General features: G+C 63.4%; 23 protein-coding genes and 1 pseudogene. 14 read left to right on the plus strand and 10 right to left on the minus strand.

The features are described from left to right. Positions 1-33 precede the first annotated feature (33 nt). A complete protein-coding gene (locus BFD71_RS04630) occupies positions 34-1,959 on the plus strand; it encodes a putative bifunctional diguanylate cyclase/phosphodiesterase (protein ID WP_083245059.1) in 1,926 nt (641 codons plus the stop codon). A gap of 15 nt (positions 1,960-1,974) precedes the next feature. Then, positions 1,975-2,355 (plus strand): annotated as a pseudogene (locus BFD71_RS04635) (response regulator); the annotation flags it as partial. A 74-nt stretch (positions 2,356-2,429) separates the two neighbouring features. Here the strand turns inward: BFD71_RS04635 and BFD71_RS04640 are convergent. From BFD71_RS04640 to BFD71_RS04655, 4 genes are all read right to left on the minus strand, one after another. Beyond that, the gene (locus BFD71_RS04640; protein ID WP_069262110.1) at positions 2,430-5,030 is read right to left on the minus strand and encodes an ATP-binding response regulator; all 2,601 of its coding nucleotides are present in this window, start codon (positions 5,028-5,030) and stop codon (positions 2,430-2,432) included. A gap of 28 nt (positions 5,031-5,058) precedes the next feature. After that, positions 5,059-6,096, minus strand: coding sequence for a 3-oxoacyl-[acyl-carrier-protein] synthase III C-terminal domain-containing protein (locus tag BFD71_RS04645; protein WP_069262111.1), 1,038 nt, complete (start codon positions 6,094-6,096; stop codon positions 5,059-5,061). 542 nt (positions 6,097-6,638) lie between these two features. Continuing rightward, positions 6,639-7,883: an NAD(P)/FAD-dependent oxidoreductase gene (locus BFD71_RS04650; protein WP_069262112.1), complete on the minus strand. Its 1,245-nt coding sequence runs from the start codon at positions 7,881-7,883 to the stop codon at positions 6,639-6,641. A gap of 31 nt (positions 7,884-7,914) precedes the next feature. Continuing rightward, a complete protein-coding gene (locus BFD71_RS04655; RefSeq protein WP_069262113.1) occupies positions 7,915-8,712 on the minus strand; it encodes an ABC transporter substrate-binding protein in 798 nt (265 codons plus the stop codon). A gap of 168 nt (positions 8,713-8,880) precedes the next feature. Between BFD71_RS04655 and BFD71_RS04660 the strand changes: the two genes are divergently transcribed. Then, a complete protein-coding gene (locus BFD71_RS04660) occupies positions 8,881-9,849 on the plus strand; it encodes an ornithine cyclodeaminase family protein (RefSeq protein WP_370684251.1) in 969 nt (322 codons plus the stop codon). A gap of 104 nt (positions 9,850-9,953) precedes the next feature. Beyond that, a complete protein-coding gene (locus tag BFD71_RS04665; RefSeq protein WP_069262415.1) occupies positions 9,954-10,601 on the plus strand; it encodes a helix-turn-helix transcriptional regulator in 648 nt (215 codons plus the stop codon). 19 nt (positions 10,602-10,620) lie between these two features. Here BFD71_RS04665 and BFD71_RS04670 read toward each other — a convergent pair whose 3' ends face one another. The 5 genes from BFD71_RS04670 to BFD71_RS04690 all read right to left on the minus strand — a co-directional run bounded on the left by BFD71_RS04670 (position 10,621) and on the right by BFD71_RS04690 (position 16,831). Next, a complete protein-coding gene (locus BFD71_RS04670; protein ID WP_069262115.1) occupies positions 10,621-12,429 on the minus strand; it encodes an SLC13 family permease in 1,809 nt (602 codons plus the stop codon). 59 nt (positions 12,430-12,488) lie between these two features. Continuing rightward, positions 12,489-14,150: a gamma-glutamyltransferase gene (gene ggt / locus BFD71_RS04675; RefSeq protein ID WP_069262416.1), complete on the minus strand. Its 1,662-nt coding sequence runs from the start codon at positions 14,148-14,150 to the stop codon at positions 12,489-12,491. 69 nt (positions 14,151-14,219) lie between these two features. After that, positions 14,220-14,438, minus strand: a complete 219-nt coding sequence (locus BFD71_RS04680; RefSeq protein ID WP_069262417.1) for an EmrB/QacA subfamily drug resistance transporter — start codon at positions 14,436-14,438, stop codon at positions 14,220-14,222. Positions 14,439-14,448: 10 nt separating this feature from the next. Next, complete coding sequence (locus tag BFD71_RS04685) at positions 14,449-16,083, minus strand: L-lactate permease (RefSeq protein ID WP_069262116.1); 1,635 nt, start codon at positions 16,081-16,083, stop codon at positions 14,449-14,451. A gap of 484 nt (positions 16,084-16,567) precedes the next feature. Continuing rightward, complete coding sequence (locus BFD71_RS04690; RefSeq protein ID WP_069262117.1) at positions 16,568-16,831, minus strand: hypothetical protein; 264 nt, start codon at positions 16,829-16,831, stop codon at positions 16,568-16,570. 415 nt (positions 16,832-17,246) lie between these two features. Between BFD71_RS04690 and BFD71_RS42010 the strand changes: the two genes are divergently transcribed. The 8 genes from BFD71_RS42010 (at position 17,247) to BFD71_RS04730 (ending at position 23,849) form a co-directional block, all read left to right on the plus strand. Further along, entirely contained in the window at positions 17,247-17,462 is a 216-nt protein-coding gene (locus BFD71_RS42010; RefSeq protein ID WP_069262118.1) for a hypothetical protein, read from the plus strand. A 121-nt stretch (positions 17,463-17,583) separates the two neighbouring features. Next, on the plus strand, positions 17,584-18,684 hold the full coding sequence (locus BFD71_RS04700) for a GGDEF domain-containing protein (protein ID WP_083245061.1): 1,101 nt from the start codon (positions 17,584-17,586) through the stop codon (positions 18,682-18,684). After that, positions 18,678-19,007, plus strand: coding sequence for a hypothetical protein (locus tag BFD71_RS04705; protein WP_256094490.1), 330 nt, complete (start codon positions 18,678-18,680; stop codon positions 19,005-19,007). Before BFD71_RS04700 ends, BFD71_RS04705 begins: the two co-directional genes overlap by 7 nt. 298 nt (positions 19,008-19,305) lie before the next feature. After that, positions 19,306-19,782 (plus strand): MarR family winged helix-turn-helix transcriptional regulator, encoded by a 477-nt coding sequence (locus BFD71_RS04710; RefSeq protein WP_069262120.1) that lies wholly within the window; start codon positions 19,306-19,308, stop codon positions 19,780-19,782. Between the two features lie 49 nt (positions 19,783-19,831). Continuing rightward, complete coding sequence (locus tag BFD71_RS04715) at positions 19,832-20,824, plus strand: carbon-nitrogen hydrolase family protein (protein ID WP_069262121.1); 993 nt, start codon at positions 19,832-19,834, stop codon at positions 20,822-20,824. 78 nt (positions 20,825-20,902) lie between these two features. Next, positions 20,903-21,838 (plus strand): NAD(P)H-binding protein, encoded by a 936-nt coding sequence (locus tag BFD71_RS04720; protein WP_069262122.1) that lies wholly within the window; start codon positions 20,903-20,905, stop codon positions 21,836-21,838. A gap of 152 nt (positions 21,839-21,990) precedes the next feature. Beyond that, positions 21,991-23,349, plus strand: a complete 1,359-nt coding sequence (locus BFD71_RS04725) for an epoxide hydrolase family protein (protein ID WP_069262123.1) — start codon at positions 21,991-21,993, stop codon at positions 23,347-23,349. Positions 23,350-23,420: 71 nt separating this feature from the next. Beyond that, positions 23,421-23,849: a hypothetical protein gene (locus tag BFD71_RS04730; protein WP_069262124.1), complete on the plus strand. Its 429-nt coding sequence runs from the start codon at positions 23,421-23,423 to the stop codon at positions 23,847-23,849. A 32-nt stretch (positions 23,850-23,881) separates the two neighbouring features. Here the strand turns inward: BFD71_RS04730 and BFD71_RS04735 are convergent, their stop codons facing one another. Continuing rightward, positions 23,882-24,508, minus strand: coding sequence for a LysE family translocator (locus BFD71_RS04735; RefSeq protein WP_141710573.1), 627 nt, complete (start codon positions 24,506-24,508; stop codon positions 23,882-23,884). A gap of 123 nt (positions 24,509-24,631) precedes the next feature. Here BFD71_RS04735 and BFD71_RS04740 point away from each other — a divergent pair, with 123 nt between their 5' ends. Next, the gene (locus BFD71_RS04740) at positions 24,632-25,084 is read left to right on the plus strand and encodes an Lrp/AsnC family transcriptional regulator (RefSeq protein WP_069262125.1); all 453 of its coding nucleotides are present in this window, start codon (positions 24,632-24,634) and stop codon (positions 25,082-25,084) included. A gap of 174 nt (positions 25,085-25,258) precedes the next feature. Continuing rightward, a complete protein-coding gene (locus tag BFD71_RS04745; protein ID WP_069262126.1) occupies positions 25,259-25,678 on the plus strand; it encodes a MarR family winged helix-turn-helix transcriptional regulator in 420 nt (139 codons plus the stop codon). Positions 25,679-25,717: the final 39 nt, after the last annotated feature.

Consider the following 25,717-nt stretch of genomic DNA (forward strand, 5'->3'; position numbering starts at 1 on the left):
CAGTTCTCCGCATCCCGGAGTCCGATCTGGTCTATGCTCACGAAATCATATGATTTGAATCGGGGAGACGACGTGCTTACGTCCGCCAGGGGCGACAAGTTCTGGACCGCCGGCATTTTGCGCCGCATTTATGTTCTCAGGGTCCTCGGCTACGCGATCGGCTCCATACCCGTCCTGGCGTTGCTGCACGTGCAACGTGCGCCAGCGCAGCTCTTCGTTGGCGTCCTTGTCATCTGTCTCGTCTGGCCGCATGTCGCTTATTCGCGGGTACGCAACAACACTGACGACGCCCTCCGCAAAGAGAAATGGAACCTGCTGTTCGATTCGGCGTTCGGCGGCTGGCTGGCCGCGGCGGTTCATTTCGAACCGGTTGCAACCGTCGTCATCCTGCTGATGTTTGCGCTCGACACCATGGCCGTGGGTGGTTGGCCGCTCTTCGTGGCCGGTGTGGGTGCGAGTGCGGCGGGCCTGATCGCCGGGGCCGCAATCTTCGGTATCGCCACCACGCCGCTGGACGTACGGATCGCGCCGGTGTGGCTGCCCATCATCTTCATCTATCCACTCCTGTTCGCCAAAACGACCCATGACGTGTCGACCAGGCTTCTCGATCGTTCGCGCCGTTTGCGCGAACTCAGCGAGTGCGACAGCCTGACCCGGCTCGCGAATCGTTCGGCGCTCAGCGCACGATTGCAGGCAGTCCTGACTGACCCCGCCCGCCACGGCGAATCCGTATACGTTGTTTTCCTTGACCTGGACACGTTCAAGACCGTCAATGATGCGCTCGGGCACAGCGTCGGCGATCAGCTGCTCGTCGAAGTCGCCGGTCGTCTGCGGGCCTGCGCCCAACCGGGCGACATGCTTGGTCGTTACGGCGGCGACGAGTTCATGATCGTTGCGCCGCGCGGGCGGGACGACGCGCGCTTCGATCTTCCCGATGCCGTACTCGCGGCAATTGCGAAACCAATGCTCGTCGGCGGGAACGAGCTCGTGGTGAGCGCCAGCGTCGGCATCAGCGTGTTTCCCGCGGACGGAGACAATGTGGAAACGCTGATCTCGTGCGCGGACATGGCGATGTACGCGGCCAAGAGTCATGGCCGCAATTGCTGGGATCGCTATCGGCCTGAAATGGGCGAGAACGCCGACGCAAAGCTCATCCTTTCGGCGCGTCTCAGAAAGGCGATCGAAACAGGGACGCTGCGCGTGTACTACCAGCCACAGGTCGACATGCGCAACGGCCGCGTGCTCGGCGTCGAAGCACTGGTACGTTGGCACGATGAGATATACGGCGACGTCGCCCCGGCCGAATTCGTCTCGATGGCGGAAGCATCGGGATTTGTCGCGATACTCGGCGAGTGGGTGCTGCATGAGGCCTGCCGGCAGTCGGCGCTTTGGAGGCACATGGGGATTGCGCCCGTGCGCCTGTCGGTCAATCTGTCGCCGCTTCAGTTGCAACGCACGGACATGGTCGAGACTTTTCAAACCATTCTGCAGGAGACAGGCGTCGATCCGACGATGCTCGAGCTCGAGGTCACCGAGACTGCATTGATGAAGCAACCGGAGATCGCCGCGCGCCGCCTTCACGAATTTCGCCGCGCGGGTATCCGTATTGCCATCGACGATTTCGGCATGGGCTACTCGAGCCTGAGTCAGTTGCGCGCGCTGCCGGTCGATCGCATCAAGATCGACCGTGCGTTCGTGCAAGGCATCGGGGAAACGGACACGGGTGCGATCGTGAAGGCGATGGTTACGCTTGCGCAAGCGCTCGGTTTATCCGTCATCGCAGAAGGTGTGGAGACGCTCGCGCAACAGGAGTTTCTGCTCGCGCTCGGTTGCGTGGAGGCGCAGGGATTCCGCTTCAGCAGGCCGCTCGATGCAGAAAGCATCACCCGTGTACTCGCCGACGGCAGCCCGCTACCGCGGCCATCGCTTGCCACGCTCGGCGAAAACGTCATCGTCTGAGCGACGCGACGCGACGCGGACGAAGCCATCGAGATACTCGAGGAGCACGGCGCGGACATCGCAGTCCTGGTGACCGACTTCCGCATGCCGGTCAGCAACGGCGATCAACTGCTGCGCGAAGCCGCCCAACGCTATCCCCGGATCGTGCGGATGCTGGTGACCGCTTACGCCGACAAGGACATGCTGTTGCGGACCGTGAATACGGGAGGCGTATTTCGCATCATCGAAAAGCCGCTGCGGATCGACACGGTACGCGAGACGCTGCGCGAGGCGATTGCGCAGTGGACCGAGCGTGAAACGCGTCAGCATGAATTGCTGGCGATGGATGAAACGCTCGCGTTCCTCGCGCACGAGTTGAACACGCCTTTGGCGACGATCGCACTGATTGCGCAAACCACAATCGTCACCATGCGTTTCGGCACCCGCAAGGAACGCGCGAAAGCCACTGACACGCAACGGCCGCTAGAACCTCAGTCCTCGCTCGATACACCCGGCTGATCGGCCGGGCTGATCGCAGCCACAAAATATCGATGCAGCGCGTCGGCCGAGCGGTTTCCCAGCGCGGTGGTCTGTTCGAACCAGTCGGTCTCGTCCGGCCATTGGCCATCGAGGACCCGCGGATAGATCTGCTTCGCATACAGGTGCAGCGCTTTCGCGCCGATATTCCCGCTGATACCTAGCAGAACGTGCAGCGTCGCGTGCACCGCCCGGATGTCACCGGCCTCAACGCTAGTTGCAAGCTGCGCGAGAAGCGAGCGAATTTGCGCAATGCCCTTGAGGAAGGTCTGATCCAGCATGTCGAGCGAAGCCAGTTCGTCGAGATGCGCCTCATCGAGCAGGTCGCTTTCCGCGATCGCTGCCCGAGTTGCGGCCCGAGTTGCAGCTCGATTGGCAACCTGCATGACCGGCACCGCCGGCCGCTCGCGTTTCTCCGGGGCGCTCGCCACGCGCGAGTGTGCAAACTGTCGCGCGAGACACGCATAGAGCACGCCGACCTGCACCGGTTTCGTCATGACCTCATTCATGCCCGCTGCGAGACAGGTCCTGACTGCCGCCATATCGGACTGGCCGGTCAGGGCCACGATAGGCATCTCGCCATACTCGTCCACGCGGGCGCGAATCCACCCCGCCGCCTCCACGCCATTCATGCCGGGCATGTTCATGTCCATCACGATGGCGTCGACATTGCCACCGCCCTGCAGACGCGCGATCACGCCCTGTCCGTTTTCCGCCTCCACGACGCTGGCGCCACATCGCTCCAGATAGCTCTTCGCGACCATCCGGCTGTAGGTGTCGTCGTCCGCGACGAGAATCGTCTTGCCCGCGAATCCATCGAAGCGCGGGTGGCGCAAATGGCGATCGCCGCTTTCCATGAGCTTTTGCAGCGTACTCACCAGCTCCACCATGCGTATGGACTTGCTGATCGTTGCGTCCATGCCGGCGCCCTTCGCGAGCACGCGAGCCAGGTTGTGAGCTTCGGCCGTATAACCGACCACAAGAAGGCCGCCGCCAGCCAGGTCGGCATCGGAACGGATCTTCTCCGTGGTCGTGTAGCCGTCGAGACCCGGCATATTGATGTCCATCAGCACGAGATCGTAGGCGGAACGCTCTCGAAGGAGCGTCAGCGCGCGTTCACCGCTCTGCGCTTCGACCACCCGGGCGCCCACCCCTGAAAACGCATGGCAGACTTTCTCGCGTATCACCGCGTCATCATCGACAAACAGTATCGTCTTCCCGCTGAAGAACGCCGTGGCGCGCGCGAGAAGCGTCTGCCGGTAAGCCGCGATTTCGCTCTCGGGTATAGCCGGAAACTCGAGCGTAAACTGGGTGAATTTGCCGGGTTCCGAACGGCACTCGATCGTGCCGCCGAACGAGCGCATCGCACGCTGGCAGTAAGCAAGCCCCAAACCCGTGCCGGCAGAGTTTCCCTGGGTGCGGAAAGGCTCGAACAGATGGGACATCATCTCGGCTGCAATGCCCGGTCCCGTGTCGTGAACGATCACCTTGTTCCGGTCGACAGTCAGCGTGAGCGTTGCCGTGGGATGCGCCGCCATGTGATGCAGCGCATTCTTGATCAGATTGAACAAGGTAAACAGATAGACGGTCTCGTCCACCTTGAAGGTGAAGTCTTCGAGGACCATCAGTTTGACGCGGCTGCGCTCTTTTCTGCCGCCAAAACCGTACTCGTCGATCGCCTTGCGTGTCGCCTCCGCCGCGCTCGCATAGTTGAGATTGTCCGACTGCATGGGCTTGGCGCTGACTTCATCGAGCGTCATCGCAATGATTCTGAGCCCGCGGTCGATCGCCAGCTGTCCGTGCGCGACGTGCTGCGAAAGCGAAGCCACTGCGTCGACGGGCAACGCCGGCGAGGGCTTCGACTCGGCCATCGCGGGCAGCGCCTCCTCGACGCGATCGAGCACGTACCTGAGCTGGCTGAGCGGATTCCTCATTTCATGGGCGATCGTGCCCGCAAGCGCCCGAAGTGCGCCGTTCTTGGCCTGCGCCGTAATCCCCCGCATGTTGCTGTAGCTGAACGTAAGGCCCGCGCAGATGCCGAACGCGAAAACCGGCAGGTAGGTGTAGAGCAGCAAGTGGCCGTCGACGTGGAGGGACTCCGGAGTGACGATCCACGCGCAGAGGATGGCGAGGCCAACCCCGAGCGCGAGGTTCAGCGCCAGCGCGACGAACGACGGAAAAATCGCGATCAGGAAAAACATCATCCCGACTTCCGCCATCGACCAGATCATCGAATAGTGGCCGGTGATCAGGTAGTAGGTGAAAAAGAACGGTAGCGTATAAGCTACCGTCAGGAAGTAATACCACGGCAGGAAAGGCACTGCTGCTGCGGGCCAGAAGCGGCGCAGCAGCAACAGCAGACAGGCGAGCGCGCCGATAACGCGCATCAGCGTGCTTTCATTGGGCTGGGGGTCGATGTACGTCCACCACAACCAGTACAGCGGATGCCCGATGGTCCCGATGACGCCCACCGCCAGCACGCTAAGGTCCGACAATCCATACGCGTCGCGGACCCGCTGCATCAGATAGCGAACGCCTCCTGCCATGCCTTTCATATCGTTCTCGTTAGACTGATACCGAGCCTCAGAACAGGAAGCTGCTCACGTTGAACGACATGCCGGCGCTGCCGACCCAGCACAACGCCCTGTCTCCGCGCTTCAGCTTCCCCGTCTCCTTGGCCATTGAAATCGCAGCCGGAATCGACGCGGAAACGAGATTCCCGGTATCCGGATAGATGTGATACATCTTATCGTCGATGCCTGCCTTCACGCCGTAACCGTGCCACGCGGCCTTGGAGGAGGCATGCGTAAACACGATGTCGATGTCTTTTTTGGGAACAGAGAGTCTGGAGAAGACTTCGGTAAGCTCATCTGAATTTTTGTGCAGTTCGTGGCCGAACGAGGTAAACCGCATTTCGCCGTTCTTGCCGATACGGTCGGTGGGGTGGCAATACCCCTCGTAACCAGGAATCGGAATCGTGCACAGGTCCGAAACATCCGGCTTGCCGCGAAACGCAAAGCTGAAGTTATCCGGCTCCTTCGCCACCACCAGCGTGGCCGTCGCCGCTTCGCCTATCGTAAACGACGGCAAGGTATATTCGACCTGGGCGTGATGCTTGAGCGCAAAATTCGAAGGATAGAGCGGCCCCCCAGCGAGCATATTGAATTCGGCATTCACGATCATCGCGTTCTTATACTGGCCAGTCTTGAAGAGACTGTCGACGATCGACATGGCCCGCGTCCAGCTCATGCAGGCATCGACCACATCGAAGCATTCGGCGTTTCCAAAGCCGAGCGTGCTCGCCATCATGTGGCTGTTGCCCGGCTCGAGAAACCCGCGACCGATGCCGACGAAGATGAACAGCTCGATGTGCTCCGGCCTCAGATAGGTTTCCGATAACACCTTGCGCGTCGCCATCGCAACGTGATCGATGGGCGACTCATGGCTGTCGCACCAGCGACGATGGACCAGGCCGCTGCGGTCAAGCAGCGTCTTGATGGTTCGCACGGTCCTGTCGATGTCGCCATCGAAAGCGGTAGAGTGGGACCGGATCATATCGACGACTTCTTCGTTCGTGACGACCCTCGAAGGGAGACTGACTGCGACGTTCTTGATAAGCATAGAGAATCCGTGAATCGCGAAAAGATGGATGGGTAAAGGTCTCGCGCGTGTGGCACGCGGATACCTGGACACCAGATATCCGGCCGGACGGCCCCCGTACGTTAGCGCCCCCACCGTTTATCACGAATTCCCCCCCTTCCCTACGCGTTGACTTTCAGCGGCCGGGCCTCGATTGCCTGGGGCTTGTACCCATACGTTCAGGAGCGTGCCCGCCGCTCTCCAATCCTTTCAATTCATCTTCCAACTGCCGGCGCCATTCGGCCATGGCTCAGGCTTCGCAGATCATGTTCGATGCTTACTTTGCGGGAGTCACCCCGGACGGATTATCGGCAACAGTGAGTGAAACTTGAGAGTCGAGATCCTGCAAGCGGACAAGAACTGCGCGCCCACCCGCTGTCTTTCAAAATTTGAGTGAGTTTCCGGAAACGCCGCAGGACGAGTGACAGACCGACATTGACATTCCACTCGTGTAACTGGAGGCGATCGAGCGCGGCGACTATCTGGTCGCCGCGGTCCGGGTGGCTATCGGTCCAACGCGCGCTTTAGCCGAATCGCGCGGGCAAATACGGCGTGGGATCGATGAACGGCGTTTCGCCGACGATCTGCTCGGCGACGAGGCGCGCCGTGACGGGCCCGAGCGTAAGCCCATGATGATTGTGACCGAATGCGAACCACAGTCCCGCATGGCGCGGGGCAGGCCCAAGCAGCGGGCGCATGTCGGGCGTGCAGGGGCGCAGGCCCATCCACGGCGTTTCGTCCAGCCGCGCGCCGAGGCCGAACACGGGGCGCGCCTCGCGCTCGGCGGCGTCGAGCTGCGCGTAGTTGGGCGGACGCTCGCGCGTGGCAAGCTCTACGCCCGTGGTCAGACGCAGGCCGCGGCGCATCGGCGCGACCACATAACCGCCTTCGATATCCACCACCGGACGCACGAGCGGCGTACGCGCCTCGCTCGCGTAGTGCATGTGATAGCCGCGCTTGACCATGAGCGGCACGCGGTAGCCGAGCGGCTGCGTCACGAGATCCGACCAGGGGCCGAGCGCCACGACCGCAAGCTCGGCGCTCACCGGTCCTTCGTCGGTCTGCACTCGCCAGCCCTTGCCGTCGGGCATCAGCGTGCGCGCGTCGCCCTGTGCAAAGGCACCGCCTTCACGCAGGAACAGTTGCGCATAACCCTTCGTCAGCGCGCCAGGATCCGCCACGCTCGCGGGATCGATCCAGTGAATCGCGCCCGCATAGCCCGCGCTCAGAGAAGGCTCCAGTGCGATGAGGCCCGGCGCGTCGAACATCTGCACATGCAAGCCGTGTGCGTCGGCCATGCCCTGCGCCGCGCGCATTTCGCGCTCGAAGCCGGCGGGCGAGCGCCACGCTTCGAGCCAGCCGATGGGCCGCACGATATCGCGCAAGCCCGCGCGCGCGATCAGCGCGTCGTGCTCGGCTACGCTGCGCTCGATGAGCGGCAGCATGTCCCGCGCAGCGTGCGCGAGGCGCGCCGGCGAAGACTCGCGCCAGAACGACGCGAGCCAGCGCGCGTAGGCGGGCAACGAGCGCACGTCGTAGCGCAGCACGGTCGAGTCGTTGCGCACGAGGCGCAGCAGCGTGCGCCAATCGCGTGGAAAGCCATACGGCACCACAGACGACGACTCGATCAACCCCGCATTGCCATGGCTCGTTTCCTCGCCGGGCCCGCGCCGGTCGACGAGCGTGACCTGCACGCCGCGCGCCTGCAGATGCAGCGCGACGCTCACGCCCACGATGCCCGCACCGAGAACGATCGCGCTTTTTCTCATGAATCTGCTCTGGATTCCAAAGTGATCGACATCACTTCGCGACGATATCGCGGCCGAAATACTTCATCGACAGCTTCGTGAGCGTACCGTCCTGGCGCAGCGAATCGATCGCGGCCACCACCTTCGCCTTGAGCGCCGCGTCGTCCTTGCGCATGCCGAAGCCCGTGCCTTCGCCGAGCGTGGCCGGGTCCTTGAGCGGCGCGCCCGCAAATTCGAAGCCCTTGCCCTGCGGTTTCGAGAGGAAGCCGTCCGTGGCAGTCTGCACTTCCTGCACCGCGCCGTCCAGGCGCCCGGCCGCGAGGTCCGCGAAAATCTGGTCCTGGTTCTCGTAGGTGACGACGTTCACGCCCTGCGTGCCCCAGTGCTTGCGGACATAGTCTTCCTGCGTCGAGCCTTGCAGCACGCCAACAGACTTGCCCTTCAGGCTCGCGGGCGTGGGCTGCAGACCCGAGCCGCTCTTTGCGACCATCTGAATCGGCATCACGTAGATGGCGGGCGTGAAGGCGATCTGCTGACGCCGCTTCTCGGTGATGTTCATGGCCGAATTGATGACGTCGAACTTGCGCGCCTCGAGCGCGGCGATCAGGCCGTCGAAGCTGTTCTCCACCCATACGCACTTCATCTGCAGTTTCTGGCACACCGCGTTGCCGATATCGATGTCGAAGCCTTGCAGATCGCCCGAAGGCGTCTTGCTCTCGAACGGCGGATAGGCGGCCTCCACGCCGAAGCGCAGCGTTTTCGGGTCCTGCGCGTGCGCCGCGCCCGCCGTCATGCCCGCGAGGCACGCAAGGCTGGCCGCAGCCGCAAAGCGAATCATCTTCCTGTTCATCGTCGTCACCCAATTCGTAATAAGTGTCTGTTCAAGTGTGCTGCGCTTCGTGCGGCGCCCTTTCACGAGGGCCGCGGCCGCAGGAGGAATATAGACGAAAAATAAAAATAAAGTCTAGAATGGACAAAAATGTCTAAACCGCGACTCCGGAGCCCCAACATGAACGAGATGTCCCCAGCCTTCGCCGCGCCGCTCGTCGTCGACGCCGCCCAGGTGCGCGCCGCCCTGCCGAGCCTCGACGTGCGAGGCGAACTCGCCCGCCTGTTCGCCTCGCTCGGCCGCGGCGATGCCGTGCAGCCGCCGCAAACCCTGACGCTGTTCCCGAAGCAGGCCGGCGACTTCATCACCTATCTCGGCGTGCTCGCCGAAGCGGGCGTGTTCGGCGCGAAGCTCTCGCCGTACATCGTGGGCGCCGAGGGCCAGCCGCCCATCATTACGGCTTGGACCGCGCTGATGTCGATGAAAACGGGCCAGCCGCTCATGTGGTGCGACTCGGCGCTGCTCACTACCGAGCGCACCGCGGGCACCACGGCGCTCGCCGTCGACCACCTTGCGTCGCGCGAGGCGAAACGCCTGGCCGTGATCGGCTCGGGCGCGGTCGCGCTGGCGCATCTTCGTCACGTTGCGCCGCTTCGCGCGTGGGAGAGCATTCGCGTGTTTTCGCCGAAGCTCGCCGGCGACGCACAACGCCAGGCCGAACTGCGTGCGCTGGACGCACGGGCAAGCGTGGCGCAAACGCCCGATGCCTGCGTGCACGACGCCGACGTAGTGATGCTGTGCACCTCGTCCGGCAAGCCCGTGCTCGCGCTGGACACGCTCACGAAACCCGCGCTCATCACCTCGATCAGCACGAACGTCGCACACGCGCATGAAATCGATCCGGCCGCGCTGCCCTCGCTCGACGTGTACTGCGACTATCGCCACACCACGCCGCAAAGCGCGGGCGAAATGGTGCTGGCCGCGCGCGAGCACGGCTGGTCGCCCGATGCGATCGCGGGCGATCTCGCGGAACTCGCCAACGACGCCTGCCCGCGCCCGGCGTACGCGCGCCACGCGTTCTTCCGCTCGATCGGCCTTGGCCTCGAAGACATCGCCGTCGCGAACGCGCTGTACGAGCATCTGCAAAGCGCAAGCTGATGCCCGTTGATGCGCGGCGTCGAGCGAACGCAGTATCATCGATGTCCTTTCTGCCGCAACCCGGTTCCACGCCGATGCCGAAACGAGAAGACGAGAAAACCCGCGTGAAGAAGACCGCCAGCCCGAAGTCCGCGCGCGACCTGCTGCTCGCGCGCTACGCGCACGTGGCGGACAGCATCACCACGCTGTTCTTTCCGTTCGCGGAGGTCGTGATTCACGACCTCTCGGACCAGACCGTGGCGTATCTCTCGAACAATCTCTCGAAGCGCGAGGTCGGCGACGACTCCGCACTCGAAGACGTCGAGGAAACCACGCGCAACAAGCTGCTCGGCCCCTACGAGAAGGTGAACTGGGACGGGCGGCGCATGCGTTGCGTGAGCACGGCGCTGTTCGACGACGAAGGGCACGCGGCGGGTGTCATGTGCATCAACTTCAACATCGCCGCGTTCGACGACATGCAGGCCACGCTCAACCTCTTCCTGCGCGGCGCAGGCGTAATCGCACAGCCCGAGGAGCTATTCAGGGACGACTGGCAGGAGCGCATCAACACCTTTCTGCACGGCTGGCTGCGCGAGCGGCAGATCGCGCTCAACTCGCTCACGCGCGAACACCGCCGCGAACTGGTCGAGGCGCTGCACGCCGAAGGCGCGTTCAAGGGCAAGAGTTCCGCCAACTATGTGGCGAAGGTGCTGGGCATGGGGCGCGCGACGGTCTACAAGCATCTGCGCGAAATGAAGGCGGACGCCGAATAGCGCCCCAACCCATGCCTGACTAGAAGCGCCAGTACAACGGCGCAATGAACACGACCACCGCCATCGACCACAACACGATCAGCGCACCGATCTTCCAGTAGTCGCCGAACGCGTAGGCACCCGGCCCGTACGTGACGATGTTCACCGGCGTGCTCATTGGCGTGAGGTGGGCTGCGCCCGCGCCCAGCGCGACCGCGATCAGGAACGGCGTCGCGGATACCCCAAGTTCCCGCGCTGTGGCAACCGCAATCGGCACGGTCACGAGCGCGGAAGAGTTATTGGAGATGACCTGGGTCAGCACGGCGGCAACGACGAACAGCCCCGCCATCACGGCGCGTGGACCGCCGGAGCCGACGATCTGGATCACGTAGTCGCCAAGCAGATACGCGAGTCCGGTCTTCGACATGGCAGTGGCGAGCGGGATCAGTGCACCGACCAGCACGCAGGTGTTCCAGTCGATGGAATACAGCTGGCTCAGCTTGATCACGCGTGTCAGCACCATCGCCGTCACGCAGATCAGCGTGGCCACGGCGGCCGGCACGACATTGGTCGCAAGCAGCACGACCAGCACGGCGAGAATGACGAGCGCCTCGCGAGCGCCGCGACTGAGCGCGACAGTCTGGCGCCGGACGGCCTGCGGCGCATCGACCATCAGGATCTGCGGGTCGGAGAAGTGCTTGTCCAGCGCCTCCCATGTGCCACGAAACAGCAGATGGTCGCCGGCGAGCAGATGCGTGGAGGGTCCCGGCACGTCTTCCCCACCCCGCTGGACGGCAAGGACGATCAGGTCTCCTTCGTGCGTCGCCATACCCGGAAACACGGCTTGACCGATCAACGCGGAGCGCTGCGGAATCACCACTTCGGCAAGGCCTGACGTACGGTTGAACAACGCGTTGGTCACGGCCTGCGATTCCCGGTACGGCTCGCGAATGGCGAGGTGCAGGTCGTTTGCCAGCCGGGCGACAACCTGCGCGTCACCGCGCACCAGAAGGTGCTGTCCCTCGAGCGCGGCTTGGCCGCCCAGCTCCGCATCCTCTTCGTCCATGAGCCCGAGGACGCTGAGGCCCGGGTATTGCGAAAGATCGATATCGCCCACCGTCTTGCCGACGAACGGCGAGCCCGCTCGCACGCGCAGCCGGCACACGTCCTCGGCCATGCGGTACTGTTCGACGAGCGTATGCGCATGCTGGCTGAAATCGGCTGGCAGCGATCCCGAACTGCGTTTGGGCAGCAAGAGCGGCCCCAGCACCAGAATGATGACGAGGCTGCCCGCGAAAAGCGGCAGGCCGACAATCGACCATTCGAAGAAACGGATCGGCGCGCCGCCTGCCGCATCGGCCGCGCTCGCCGCGATGACATTCACAGGACTGCCTAGCAGTGTGAGCTTGGCGCCGGTCAGGCACGCAATCGACACCGGCATCATCAGTTGGGAAGGCTCGAGCCGGGTGCGTACGCAGACGATGACCGCGATCGGCAACATCGCGACAACGGCGCCGTTCATGCCGATCAATGCCGTCGAGATCGCGGACAGGATCAGCAGCGAAGCGATGAGCCGTTTCTGGCTCTGGCCGGCATGACGAATGAGCCACTGGCCCGCCCACGTGCCCACGCCGGTCGTCTCGAGGCCGATCCCGACGCCGAGCAGCGCGGCGATGAAGACGATGAGCGGATCGCCGAATCCGCCCAACGCCTCGTGCATCGTCAGCACGCCGGTAAGGTAGAGCGCGAGCAGCGACATGACGGCGACCACCGCCGCCGGCAGCTTGTTCCAGATGAACAGCACCATCGTTACAGCGAGGATGAGCGAGGTAACGATCATCGGGTTCATGTGTTCGACCCTTCGTGCGACTTCACAGTGCACTAGTCCGCCGTCAGCAGCCGCGAAAGCTAGTAGCCCAGCGCCGCGCCGTCTCCGCGCGGATCGGCGCCGCCTTCATAAAAGCCCTGTTCGCGATCGACCCGGATCGCGTGCGCATGTCCCATGTTGTCGTTCCAGTGCGTGACCATCTGCACGGGCTGACCCCGGCGTTTCAGTTCGCGCACGACTTCGTCGGAGATGCGTCCCTCGAGCGACATGTTGCGCGATTTGGTGCCCCAGGTGCGGCCCATCAGCCAGCGCGGCGCTTCGATGGCCTGCTGCACGTCGTAGCCGAAGTCCACGATCCGCGTGACGAGCGCCGCCTGCGTCTGCGGCTGCCCTTCCCCGCCCATCGAACCGAACGCGAGGCAAGGCTTGCCGTCGCGTGACATCAGCGCCGGGATCAACGTATGGAAGGTTCGCTTGCCCGGCTGCAGACTATTCGGATGATGCTCGTCCAGCGAGAAGAACGCGCCGCGATTCTGCATGATGATGCCGGTGTCGCCACCCATCACCGCGCTGCCGAAGTCGTGATAAATCGACTGGATCAGCGACACGACCATCCCGTCCTTGTCCGAGGCGCAGAAGTAGCAGGTGTCGCCGTCCGGCGCGCGGCGCTCGTGCGGATGCTGATACGCAATGCCCGCGGGCACGGTTGCGATGTCGAGCGCGCGTTCGGGGTCCAGCAGTTTGCGGCGCTCGTCGCAATACGCCTTGGAGATGAGTTCGTCCACCGGTATCGCGACGAAATCCGGGTCGGTCAGCCACTCCTCGCGGTCGGCAAACGCGATCTTCACCGCTTCGGCGAGGTGGTGATAGTAGTCTGCCGTGCCGTCGCCCCACGCGGTGACGTCGTAGCCTTCGATCAGATTCAGGATTTGCAGCGGCGTGAAGCCTTGGGTGTTCGGGGGCAGCTCATACACCGTATTGCCCCGGTACGTCGTGCTGATCGGCGTCACCCACTGCGCGTGATACGCGGCGAAGTCGTCCGCCTGCAGCGGCGAGCCCGCCTGACCGATCGCGCCGCAGATCCGTGCAGCAAGATCGCCTTCGTAAAATCCCGCCCGCGCGCCGTGATCGGTGAGATGCTGCAGCGAGCGTGCGAGTGCACTTTGCACGAGCCGTTCGCCGTCCGCCGGCACGCGGCCGCCCGGCAGGAACACCGCCGCGGTTTCGGGATATTTCGTGAGGATCGGCACGTCCTGCGCAGTCCAGTCCGCGAGCGAGCGGCTCACCGGCACGCCGTCGCGAGCGTAGCCGAACGCCGGCCCAAACAGGTCCGCCCATGTCAACCGCCCGAAGCGCTCGTGGGCAAGACGCCACCCGTCAATCGCGCCCGGCACGGTGAGCACGGCCTGTGGCCCGCGCGCCGCGATTTCGTCGGCGCCGGCGCTGCCCCGATAGCGGGCCAGTGTGGCTTGCTGCGCAGCGGGTCCGCTCGCATTGATGGCGTACACCTGCTCGCTCTTGCCGTCGGCGATCAGCCAGAATCCGTCGCCGCCCAGTCCCGCCATGTGCGGGTACGCGACGCACAGCACGGCGTTCGCGGCAATCGCGGCATCGACTGCCGTGCCGCCGCGTTGCAGCATGGTAAGGCCAGCCTGGCTGGCGAGATAGTGAGGAGTCGACACCATCCCTTGGGGTGCGCGGGTGGGCGGCCGACCGGTGCGAGGGCCGTTTGGATGACTCATGATGAATGCGCTCCCGTGATGTTGATCCGGCAAAGCGACACGCTCCAACGCGCGAAAGCGGCGAGTCGATCAGGAAGCTCGATCGTCGAACTCGACGCCCGCGTCCCTGACCTTGTCTTTGGAGTGATCCATGAACCGCGTGATGATCGGCAGCGCGCCGCCGGCAATCACGCATAGCAGGCCGAGGCTCAGCAGCAGCGTGTTACCGGTGGTCGCGCCCCTGCTGGTGAGCGGAAAGGCGAGGAACATCAGGATCAGCGCCACCGTTTCTGCCACGAGCTTGTCCATGCCGATCACCTCACGCGAGCATGACGAGAACAATCGTGCCTATCCCGGTGAGGATGGCCACGATGATCGTCCACGGGATGGCGAGTTTCATGACCGCGCCTTCCTGCCCCTTGATACCGGTGATGCTGGTGCCCAGCACGATATTCGCGGGGCCGATGGCGTTGCCGTAGGCGCTGCCTGCGGCCTGCGCCGCCACGATCGCCTCCACGGGCAGCGAATGCAAATGCGCGACGTCGCTCTGCAAGCCGCCGAACAGGACGTTCGATGCGGTGCTGCTCGACGTCATGAACGCGCCAAGCGCGCCAATCACACTGGCGATGCCCGCGTAGACGAGCGGGGGCGAGGCGTCGGCAATACCGTGCGCGAGCACCATGGTCTGTCCGCTGTGATCGAGAACCCGGCTCGTCACGAGGAACGCGATGACCGGCAGCGACGCGGGCACGCCATCCACGATGAGCGAGCGCCCGAGGTTCTCCTTGCCATGACGCGACTGCCACGCCCCGTAGTAGCCATTCGCGCGATACACGATCCACACGATGATGGCCGATATCAGCAGCATCGTGCCCGGATGGGTGAACGGCGCAAACGGCGCATAACGTGTGACCGCCGCGTTCGTCACGCCGAACCCTGTGGTCACTTCGGGAAACGGCAGACCGATACGGAACTGCCGCAAGGCGTTATTCAGCGGATCGATCAGCAAAATACCCAGCGTGACGACCGTGAGCACGACATACGGCAGAAAAGCCATGCCGATGCTCATCACCGGCTCGCTCGCGTCCGACTCGGTACGGACCGCCGTTTCGTCCATTGCGGGCCGCTCCGGCACATCGGCTTGCGGAACCGGCTCGCTGAAACGGCGCCAGCGGGAGAGCGGGTACAGTGCGATCATCGCAATGGCCGCCGCGAGGAACGTCGAGAGTTCCGGGCTCAGGAACGCGAAAATCAGTTGCCCAAAGCCGAGTATCGTGCCAAGAATCAGGACAAGCGGCCATGCATGACGCACTGCGGCCCAGCGTCCGTACAACCATACGATCAGCAGTCCACCAAAATAGGTGGGAATCAACAGCAGTAGCGAGGATTCGAATGCGGCCCGCGTCACGTCCTGTACATCCGCCACCTGCAAGGTCGCCAGCCAGCCGACGCCAAGCGTGCCGAAGAACCGGGCCCATGCATGCGCAATGATCGAAATGGCGGCTGCATAAACCGGCCTGACGCCAATTGCGAGCAGAAGCGGAGCCACAACGGCAATCGGCGCGCCGAAGCCCGCGATACCCTGAAGAAACGATGAAAAGACCCAGCCGAGCCCGAGAATGACGAACAATTCATTCCGGCTAAAGCGGGAAATCCCTTGCCGGAGGGCGTCGTATCCGCCAGCCTGTTTGGTGATCTGATAGAGCAACAATGCCGGCCACATAACGTAGAGGATGAATATGGCGTCCCATACGCCCTTGGCGCTTGCGACAGTCAATGTCCCAAGTGGAGTGCGGAATGCGAAAAAGGCGATCAAACCCGCCACGAACATTGCACCCGGACCGGCCTCAGGCGCGCGCCAGCGAAGCGGCACGAGAAAGACGAGCAGCGCGACGATCGAAAGTGTTGCCAGAATCCAGTGAATCAGATTGACCGGAATTGATGTGTCAGTCATCTCCTTCCCTCATACCGACACAGTCTCCGCTGACGTTGGGAGATTCGGCTCGGAAATCGATTTAACTGATGATAGTCGCTTTTGTTTAAGCCGCAAGCTAAAAATCCAGTGACTTATTTCGTTGTGCAACATTTTTCCGATTTGAGTGGCTTATCCATTCTTCGAAAATTTGTTATTTAACGTCGTTCTCAATCGATTACCGACAGTCGAATAAAACAAAAAACTATCTCGTGAACGAATCGCAGGTTTCCCTCGATTTCTGTCAACAATGATTGCGTGCGCAATGAAACATCGGCATTTCGGCAGGCGAGACGTCCCGCGTGCTTTGACGCCGTTCGCGCGCCACTAGGCCAGGTTTGCTAACGCAATCGACCGTTGCGCGATACATCGCCCCTGAAAGCGAACGGCATCCTAAAACACAGCACACGTCCCCGATTCGCGGCTCATGTCAGGCGCTTGCCAGCACTGACGCAGGAATGACTGTTCAGCTCATCGGCCACCGTGCGCGCCCATCGCATGAAAGCCTGCGCTGATGCTCGACCTCGCGTCTGAGCAGTTCGCGGTGCAGCGTCATGGTCTGCATGATGTCGCGCATCACGCAAAGCAAGTCTTCTCCTGCCACGCTGGCGGTGCCGCATTCCCGCTGACGCTGGACGCACACCGTGAGCGCCGCCAGCCGCCGTCGAGCTTCCGCGAGGTGAAGGTCTGCGGTCAGAAGCTCGAGTTCCTCGGTCGATGGGTCGTTCATGATGCCCCTCTCCGGATTCGCCGCAATCGGCCGCAACGAATGGCAAGGCTGGCACCGCGACCAGCCCAGTATATGCCTCGCACAGGTTTGCCGCTGACGCCGGCTGGGATGTTGCTGCACCTGACGCAGCCGCGTTCAGGATCGCTGTTGTCGACCTACGATCCGCGACGCAATGGCCTGCTCTCGACGCGCACGCGGGTCCGGAACGCGTGAGGATGCCGGTCGAAACTATCGCTGTACAAATGAAGGCGGCGGCGTAGTATGAAAACATCCGTCGACTGCGACCGATCCCGCCGCTCCTCCTGCTGCCACTTCTCAGGGATCGCGCCGCTCCCCTCCATCGCAGACCACGAGTACCGCCGGCCGAAGATTCGGACGGCTTGCGGATTCCTCACTGGGATTCAGGGAGAGACCTATGCGTTCAGATCCAGACCGCTTTCATATCGACCCAACGCCACGCCGGGCGGATGGGGAATACATGGCGCACGTGCGCATCAGCACCAGGCGAATCGATGGGAGCGAGTGCGAAGTCCATTCCAGCGGCGATCTCGCGGGATTCGACGCGCGCGAGGATGCGATTGCCTACGCAGAAAATTGGGCGAAGCGATGGCTGGATGCCCGCTTTGGCTAGGGTGTCCCATCGGTTGCTCCGCGCAATTGCCGCGCCGCGGCCTGCTCGGGATGGGGCCATGCCAGGCTAAAGGAAATCGCAGCCGTGTCGTTATACCGGGGGCGAATCCAAATGTTCCTGAATGGTGATGGTCGCTGGCATGCCGTACGCGGGAAGAACCCGGTTTCTCGAGAAACGACGCAGTTTTCGGGACGCCACAGAGCTGCGTCTTTTCCTGGAGAGTGCGGCGGAAAGTTCGCGCCTTCTCGCTGTGGCGGTCCAACTCTTCGGGCTGGTGTCGTGGCTCATGTCCCGGGCATTCGCGAATCCCCATGCGCGCTTCGATGTGCCGGGCACGCTGGTAGCCGCCAGCGGCATCCTCCTCGCGATGGGCATGACGTACGCCTCACGGGGACTGCGAATGGACGCGCTGGGCCGGTTCGCATGCGCAGCGTTCGTGGCACTGGCGTTTCACTCCAATATGCCCGGCACCGGCAATCCTGCGTTCTGGGTCCTGCCGATCGGCGTGGCGATCAACGTGGGCATGGCCCCGGTGATCTCCGGGTATTTCAACTATCTCGCAAGTGCACTGACTGTCTGGCTGATCATCTCCCACGGCGAGGTGGTCGCGCTGATGTCCTCACAGGACCGCAACTGGATTTTGCTGTTTGCGCTCGCCGCCCTTGCGCTCGGTCTCCTGCTCAATCTCCTGTTTACACAGGAGCGGAAAAAGACATTTCTGGTACAGCGCGAACTGGTACGACTCGCATTCAGGGACACACTCACCGGCATTGCGAATCGCCGTAGCTTCATGCTGGAGGTCAATGAATGCCAGGACCGCCGGTCCAGTGAGGAATTCTGGCTGTTGCTCATCGATGTCGACGACTTCAAGCAAATCAACGACACCGCGGGGCACCACGCCGGCGACGAGGTCCTGGCCGCCGTGGCGCGCACCATCGAGGAAAGCGCCAGCCCGCACCTTTGCGGTCGCCTTGGCGGCGAAGAGTTCGGCGTGATCTTCCCGGGCAACCAGCAAAGCGCCAAAACCCTCGCACGTGAAATCTGCGGCACCGTAGCGGCGGCGCGAATTTCCGGACACAGGGTAACGGTCAGTATTGGGGTCTCGAGCATCTCGGAGCTAATCGGTGTACCCGAAACGTTTCGGCTCGCCGACCGTGCGCTCTACGAAGCGAAACGGCAAGGCAAAAACCGATGCGTGGTCGCCGAACCGGCGTCGTGGTGACGCGTATCGCGGCACGGCGCGATGCTGTGTCACTATGGCCCGAAGATGCCCTGACACCCGAAGCGGAAGCCGGCCTCGTCAAGGAACTCACCAACGTTCTGATCCACGCGGAAGGCTACGATCCCGGCAACCGGATTGCGCAGGGCGTGACTGTGCTCTATCTGCACCGGCCGGCCGCCGTCTATATCGCCGGGGAGCCCTCGGCGCTGCCGCGCTACCGCATCGTTCCTTCGGCGCCGGAAGGTCAGTACACCGATACATCCCGCGTTAATGCGCGTAGACCGGACCGAGCCCGGGCGTGTCCTGCCGGGACGAAACCGTAGCCGCACCGGCGCCTGCCGCCGACGAGCCGTCCGCCACGCCGCCATACCCTGAAGCCACCGCGCCGTTCGGGCGGGCGCGCCTGTCCCAATCGTCTGAATGTTGCGGATGCCGGGCTAGTGAGTGTGGCACGCCGTTCCTCGCCGCCCCGCACCGCTTTTGTATCGCCATGTATCTGGCCGCCGCGTGGAAACATGGACATACACAAAGCCGACCCTCCCGACACGTTCGGGATACATCGGCACGCTTCAATACGTCAACCGGGCAAACCGCCCCGCACGAACCCTGGAGTCGCGAAACATGTCCTGCACCGAAACCGTTCCGCATACCACTGAAGCATCGGGCGGCGTGAGCGCGCAGATCGCCCGCCACTGCCTGCTGACGCGCACCCGGCAGATCGCACGCGTACTGACCGGCCTTTACGACGACGCGCTACGCCCGCTCGGCATCAGCTCATCCCAGCTTTCGCTGCTCGTGCTCGTCGCGGAGTACGGCCCGTTGAGCCGCGCCGCGCTCGGGCGCAAGAATCATCACGACCGCACGACGCTCACGCGCAACCTGCAGCCGCTCATCGCGCACGGCTGGGTCGCCGATGGCGAGCCCGGTGGCGATGGCCGCAGCCGTGCGCTCTCGGTGACGCAAGCGGGCCGCGCCCTGCTTCAGACCGCAGGATCTGCGTGGTCGACCGCGCAACAGCGCGCCGCCAGCGTGCTTGGCCTCGAGGGCGCGAGCGCGCTCATGAACATCGCGGCGGATCTCCCGTCAGCCACCGTCTAATCTTTCTTCATCGTCAATGTTGCATATGCAACACCATCAGGAGCCTGCAATGAAAGTCGTCAAAGCCGCCGCCGTCCAGATCAGCCCCGTGCTCTACAGCCGCGAGGCAACGGTTGCCAAGGTCGTGCAGAAGATTCTCGAACTCGGCCGCAAAGGCGTGCAGTTCGCCACGTTCCCCGAGACCGTGGTGCCGTATTATCCGTACTTTTCCGCGGTGCAAACGCCCATGCAATTGCTCGCGGGCACCGAGCATCTGCGCCTGCTCGAACAGTCCGTGACGGTGCCCTCGCCCGCCACCGACGCGATCGGCGAGGCCGCACGGCAAGCGGGCATGGTGGTCTCGATCGGCGTGAACGAGCGCGACGGCGGCACCATCTACAACACGCAACTGCTCTTCGACGCCGACGGCACGCTGATCCAGCGCCGCCGCAAGATCACGCCCACGCATTTCGAGCGCATGATCTGGGGCCAGGGCGACGGCTCGGGCCTGCGCGCCGTGGACAGCAAGGTGGGCCGCATTGGCCAGCTCGCCTGCTTCGAGCACAACAACCCGCTCGCGCGCTACGCAATGATCGCCGACGGCGAGCAGATCCATTCGGCCATGTATCCCGGCTCGGCTTTCGGCGAAGGCTTCGCGCAACGCATGGAAATCAATATCCGCCAGCACGCGCTGGAATCCGGCGCCTTCGTCGTGAACGCAACCGCGTGGCTCGACGCCGACCAGCAGGCGCAGATCATGAACGACACGGGCTGCGCGATCGGGCCGATCTCGGGCGGCTGCTTCACCACCATCGTCGCGCCGGACGGCACGCTGATCGGCGAACCGCTGCGCGAGGGCGAAGGCGAAGTCATCGCCGATCTCGACTTCTCGCTGATCGACCGTCGCAAGATGCTGATGGATGCGGCCGGCCACTACAACCGCCCGGAACTGCTCAGTCTGCAGATCGACCGCACACCGGCGGCGAACGTTCATGAACGTGTGCAACACGCCGCTACGGCGACCGCAAACGAAGGCGAGGAGCCGCGCACGATCGTTGCCTGAGCGCGCACTGATGCGCAGGCTTCTTTCTTTTCTAAATGTGTATATACACTCTTTAGTGTTACGAAACAGGTAAGCGAAATGACCACTCAAAGCCAGCATGACCGTCCGATTCTCGTCACGGGTGCGGCAGGCGCAATCGGCGCCGTCGGCCGCAGCATCACCGAAAACCTGCTTGCGAAGGGACATCGCGTGCGCGCCTTGGTGCGCCGCGAGGACGCACGCGCCGACGAACTGCGCCGTCTCGGCGCGCAGGTCGTGCTCGGCGATCTGACCGATCTCGATTCGATGCACCGCGCCATGGAAGGCGTCTCGCGCCTGTACTTCGGCATGTCGGTGTCGCCTGCGTATCTCGAAGCGACGATCAATACAGCGGCCGTTGCACGCCATCACGGCGTGGAAGCGTTCGTGAACATGTCGCAGATGACCGTCTCGCAGATGAGCATCACCGAAACCACCGACAGCGTGCAGCAAAAGCAGCACTGGCTCGCCGAGCAGGCGCTCGCCTGGTCGGGCCTGCCCGTCGTCACCGTGCGGCCCACGGTGTTTCTGGAGAGCTTCTTCCTGCTTCTTGCGGCAGAGGGCGTGCGCAAGCACGACGAACTCGTGCTGCCGCTCGGCCAAGGCCGGACCTCGCCGATCTCGTCGCTCGACGTGGCGCGTGCCATCGCGGAGATCCTCGACAATCCGGCGCCGCATATCGGCCAGGTCTATCACCTCACGGGCCTCGAGTCCCGCGATATGGAGCACTATGCCCGCCTCTTCTCCGAGGTCCTGGGCCGCACGATCCGCTACCGCGACGTGCCCGTCGAGGCATGGGCTGCGAAGCTGGGCGAGCTCGGGATAACCGCGCACGTCGTCAAGCATCTCGCGGTCATCGCCGACCTGCATGCGCAAGGCCGCTACGACCGCATGACCGACGACCTGCGCAAGCTCACGGGTCAGGCGCCGATCGGCATGCGCGAGTTCGTGACGCACCACGCCGCTGCATTTTCGGGCGGCACGACATCGGCCTGATGCGATGTGCGTTTGCGTGCCGGGAAATCCGGCGCGAATTCCGTTGGCGAGCGATGCAAAACTGCAGCACATGCGCGCGCCAGCACCACTACGCCTGGTATTGCGAAGCATCCCCATACGCTCTGCCTCCAATATCAGAAAACGGAGTACCTATGTCTGACGATTTTCTCATCCCGTCGCCATCGCGCCGCCGCTTCATGGGCGCGACCGCGGCCGCCGTGGCCGCAGCCTCGCTGAGCCAACTGGCGTTCTCGCAAACCCTGCAAGGCATCACCGAAGTCAAGTCCGCACCGAACGGCGACAAGACCGCGATTCGCCCGCTGCGCGTGCATGTGCCCGAAGCGCAGCTCGTCGATCTGCGACGCCGCATCAAGGCCACGCGCTGGCCCGACAAGGAAACCGTGAACGACGATTCGCAAGGCGTGCCGCTCGCAATGATGCAGGAGGTCGCCCGCCACTGGTCGACCGACTATGACTGGCGCCGCTGTGAAGCGAAGCTGAACGCGCTGCCGAATTACGTGACCGAAATCGACGGACTCGATATTCACTTCATTCATGTGCGCTCGAAGCACGAGAATGCGATGCCGCTCATCGTCACGCACGGTTGGCCTGGCTCGGTCATCGAGCAGTTCAAGATCATCGATCCACTGACCAATCCCACGGCTTACGGCGCGAGCGCCTCAGACGCCTTTCATCTGGTGATTCCGTCGCTGCCGGGCTATGGCTTCTCGGCCAGGCCGACCGAAGTGGGCTGGGGCCCCGAGCGGACCGCGCGCGCGTGGGTCGTGCTGATGAAGCGCCTTGGCTACGACAAGTTCGCGGCGCAAGGCGGCGACCTGGGCGGTATCGTCGCGAACGTGATGGCCAAGCAGGCGCCGCCTGAACTGCTCGGCATTCACGTGAATTTCCCGGCGACGATTCCGCCCGAAATCGCCAAGGCGCTGCAAGCCGGCTCGCCCCCGCCAGCCAATCTCGGCGACGACGAAAAGCACGCCTATGAGCAGCTCGCGAGCGCAGCCAAATCGCGGCGCGCCTACGCGCTCGAACAGGGCACGCGCCCGCAAACGCTCTACGGGCTCTCGGATTCGCCGATCGCGCTGGCCAGCTGGCTGCTCGATCACGGCGACGGCTATATCCAGCCGGCCGCGGCGCTCACCTCGGCCGTATACGGGCGCGACGTCAACGGCGAATCGGCGGGCGCGATGACGCGCGACGACGTCCTCGACGACATCACGCTCTACTGGCTGACGAACACGGGCATCTCGGCCGCTCGCTTCTACTGGGAGTCGCACTTCAATTTCCTGGCCGCCGCCGATGTATCGGTGCCGGCCGCGGTGAGCGTCTTCCCACGCGAGAACTATCAGGCGCCGCGCAGCTGGACCGAGCGCGCCTACCACGACCTCATCTATTACAACCGGCCCGACAAGGGCGGCCACTTTGCGGCGTGGGAACAGCCGCAACTGTTCGCGCAAGAGGTGCGAGCGGGCTTGCGGCCGCTGCGGCAGCAATAACGCGCTGCCATCTCTCCGAGGCGCCGGGACGCGACTTCCGGCGCCGACCTGAAACCGAAGGAACATCCGACATGAAATTCAACGACACTGCGCCTGTATTGGCGCCCGAAAACACGCCGCCGCTCTGGCTGGCGAGACTGGCAAACAATGCAACGCTGGAAGCGACCGTCCTGAAGCGTCCGATAGAGGGCCGCGCGGACATCTTTTCCGTGATCAGACATGCCGTTTCTCTCTATGAGTTCCAGCATCACAGCTACAAAGGGGAAATCGGCGACAGCCTCTATCTGGAGTCCTACCGGTCGCAGATCCACGGACAACCCATCGAGACCGTAGTCGTCGCGCATTTAAACGAGAACGGTGAAACGGACTCGGTCGTCATCAACCATCGACCGCTCGAGGCTGCGCTGCTATTTTCGGCACTGATGTGGGAGCGGGTGGACGAACGATTCCGCGACTACTATTTGAGCGGACCGGAAGCGGCGGCCATGAAAACGGCGTAGTTCGGCAAGCGGCGTTGAGCCGCCTGCGGCCGTCAATGTATGAAAGCAAAAGCCTGCTCGGCAAACAGAATGACCGCAACCACGATCATCGTCGCGCCGGACAGCTGGCTCACCCTGCGGGCAGCCGTTGGCCGGGTCGTCAGAATGGCCTTCGATCCCACGCCGACGACGGAGTACACCGACGCGCAATTGATCATGTGCAGCAGACCCAGCGCCACGATCTGCGTGGAGACCGGCCACAAGGCATCGCGCCGCGTGAACTGCGGCAGGAGCGCGACGAACAACAGAATGGCCTTCGGATTGAGACCGCTGATCGCGAAGCCGCGCAACGTCCATCGCCACCGGCTTCTCTCGTCCTGCGCCCGTCCAGCCGGGAGTTCCGAAGGCCGCATGAATGTCCTGATACCGAGCCAAACCAGGTAGGCCCCGCCAACGGCAGTCAGTACGGGAAGCACGCCGGGGACGCTCATCACCAGCGTTCCCACACCTGCTGCCACGATCAGCGTGATCGCGAGATAGCCGGCCAGCATGCCGCCAACGGCGGGTGCGACCGCGCCGCCGCGCAGTCCCGCCGAAATCACGTACGCCCAATCCGCGCCGGGGACCATCACCAGCGAGATCGATACGATCCAGAACGCCGTCAACAAACTGGCTTCCACTTCTACACTCGCTTCCTGTCAAGCCGGCGCCACCGCCCGAAGGCGCAAATGGTAGGCCCTGGGACGCGAAAAGTGCTCCCTATGTCTTGCGTGTTGCGGGCGCTGAACGCTAATATTTAGCGCATGGACGCGATCGATCGAAAAATTCTTGCTGAGATCCAGCAGGATGGACGAATTTCCCTCACCGAGCTGAGCGAGCGGGTTGGCTTGAGCGTCTCCCCATGCCAGCGGCGGCTGCGCGCGCTGGAGAGCGAGCAGGTGATCAGCGGTTACCGCGCCACGATCGACGCTTCGGCAGTCGGCCTGAATTTTTCCGCGATCGTCTTCGCGACCTTGCGCGAAGGCAGCAGTGAGAACGTGCAATCGTTCGAGGACGCGCTCATCGACATTCCCGAAATCACGCGCGCGGAGCGTCTGTTCGGCGAACCCGACTACATGCTGCATGTCGTCACGCGGGATCTGAAGGCGTTCCAAACCCTCTATGATCGCCGGCTTCTGCCGCTGCCGTCGGTACTGCGGCTGACGTCGACGCTCGTGATGAAGAGCATCTTTCAGGACCGGCCGCTTCCGTTGTGATCGTGACTTGACGTTAGCGTCAAGGAACCTCCTTTTTCACGCTGCTTGCACTCCTGGCTGGATTTGCGCGAACTGCGCATTGAGTACGACACAACCTCCCCGACGACCGGTCCGCAGCACCCCCTTCGCCCGGCGAGGCACTCCGCACGACCGGCAACGCATCAGGAACCGCACATGAATTCAGGCAAATCAACCAGACGCGGGCTGCCAGGCAAGCGCGAACTCGAAGCGATGTCGGCGTTCCGGTATGACCTGCGCAAGTTTCTGCGGGCGTCCGAAGAAATTGCCAACGCCGCGGGCATCACGACGCTCCAGTACCAGTTGCTGCTGCACGTATGCGGCTTTCCCGATCGCAACTGGGCGACCGTCGGCGAACTCGCGGAGCGGTTACAGGCGGCCCCGAATGGCACTGCAGCGCTCGTCTCGCGCTGCGAATCGGCCGGGCTCGTGACGCGCAAACCCGATCCCGCCGACCGGCGCCAGGTGCAGGTCCATCTCACGGCGAAGGGCGAGATGTTCCTGCTCGAACTCGCGGCCGAGCACAAGGCGGTCTATGGCGCGTTCGGCTGGGTGTTCGACGAGGCCGGCAGCTAGCCCTTCCCGCAGCGGATCTATTGGTCTGGCGCGGGGGAA

The organism is Paraburkholderia nodosa (genome assembly GCF_001718195.1).
Classification (GTDB): domain Bacteria; phylum Pseudomonadota; class Gammaproteobacteria; order Burkholderiales; family Burkholderiaceae; genus Paraburkholderia; species Paraburkholderia nodosa_A.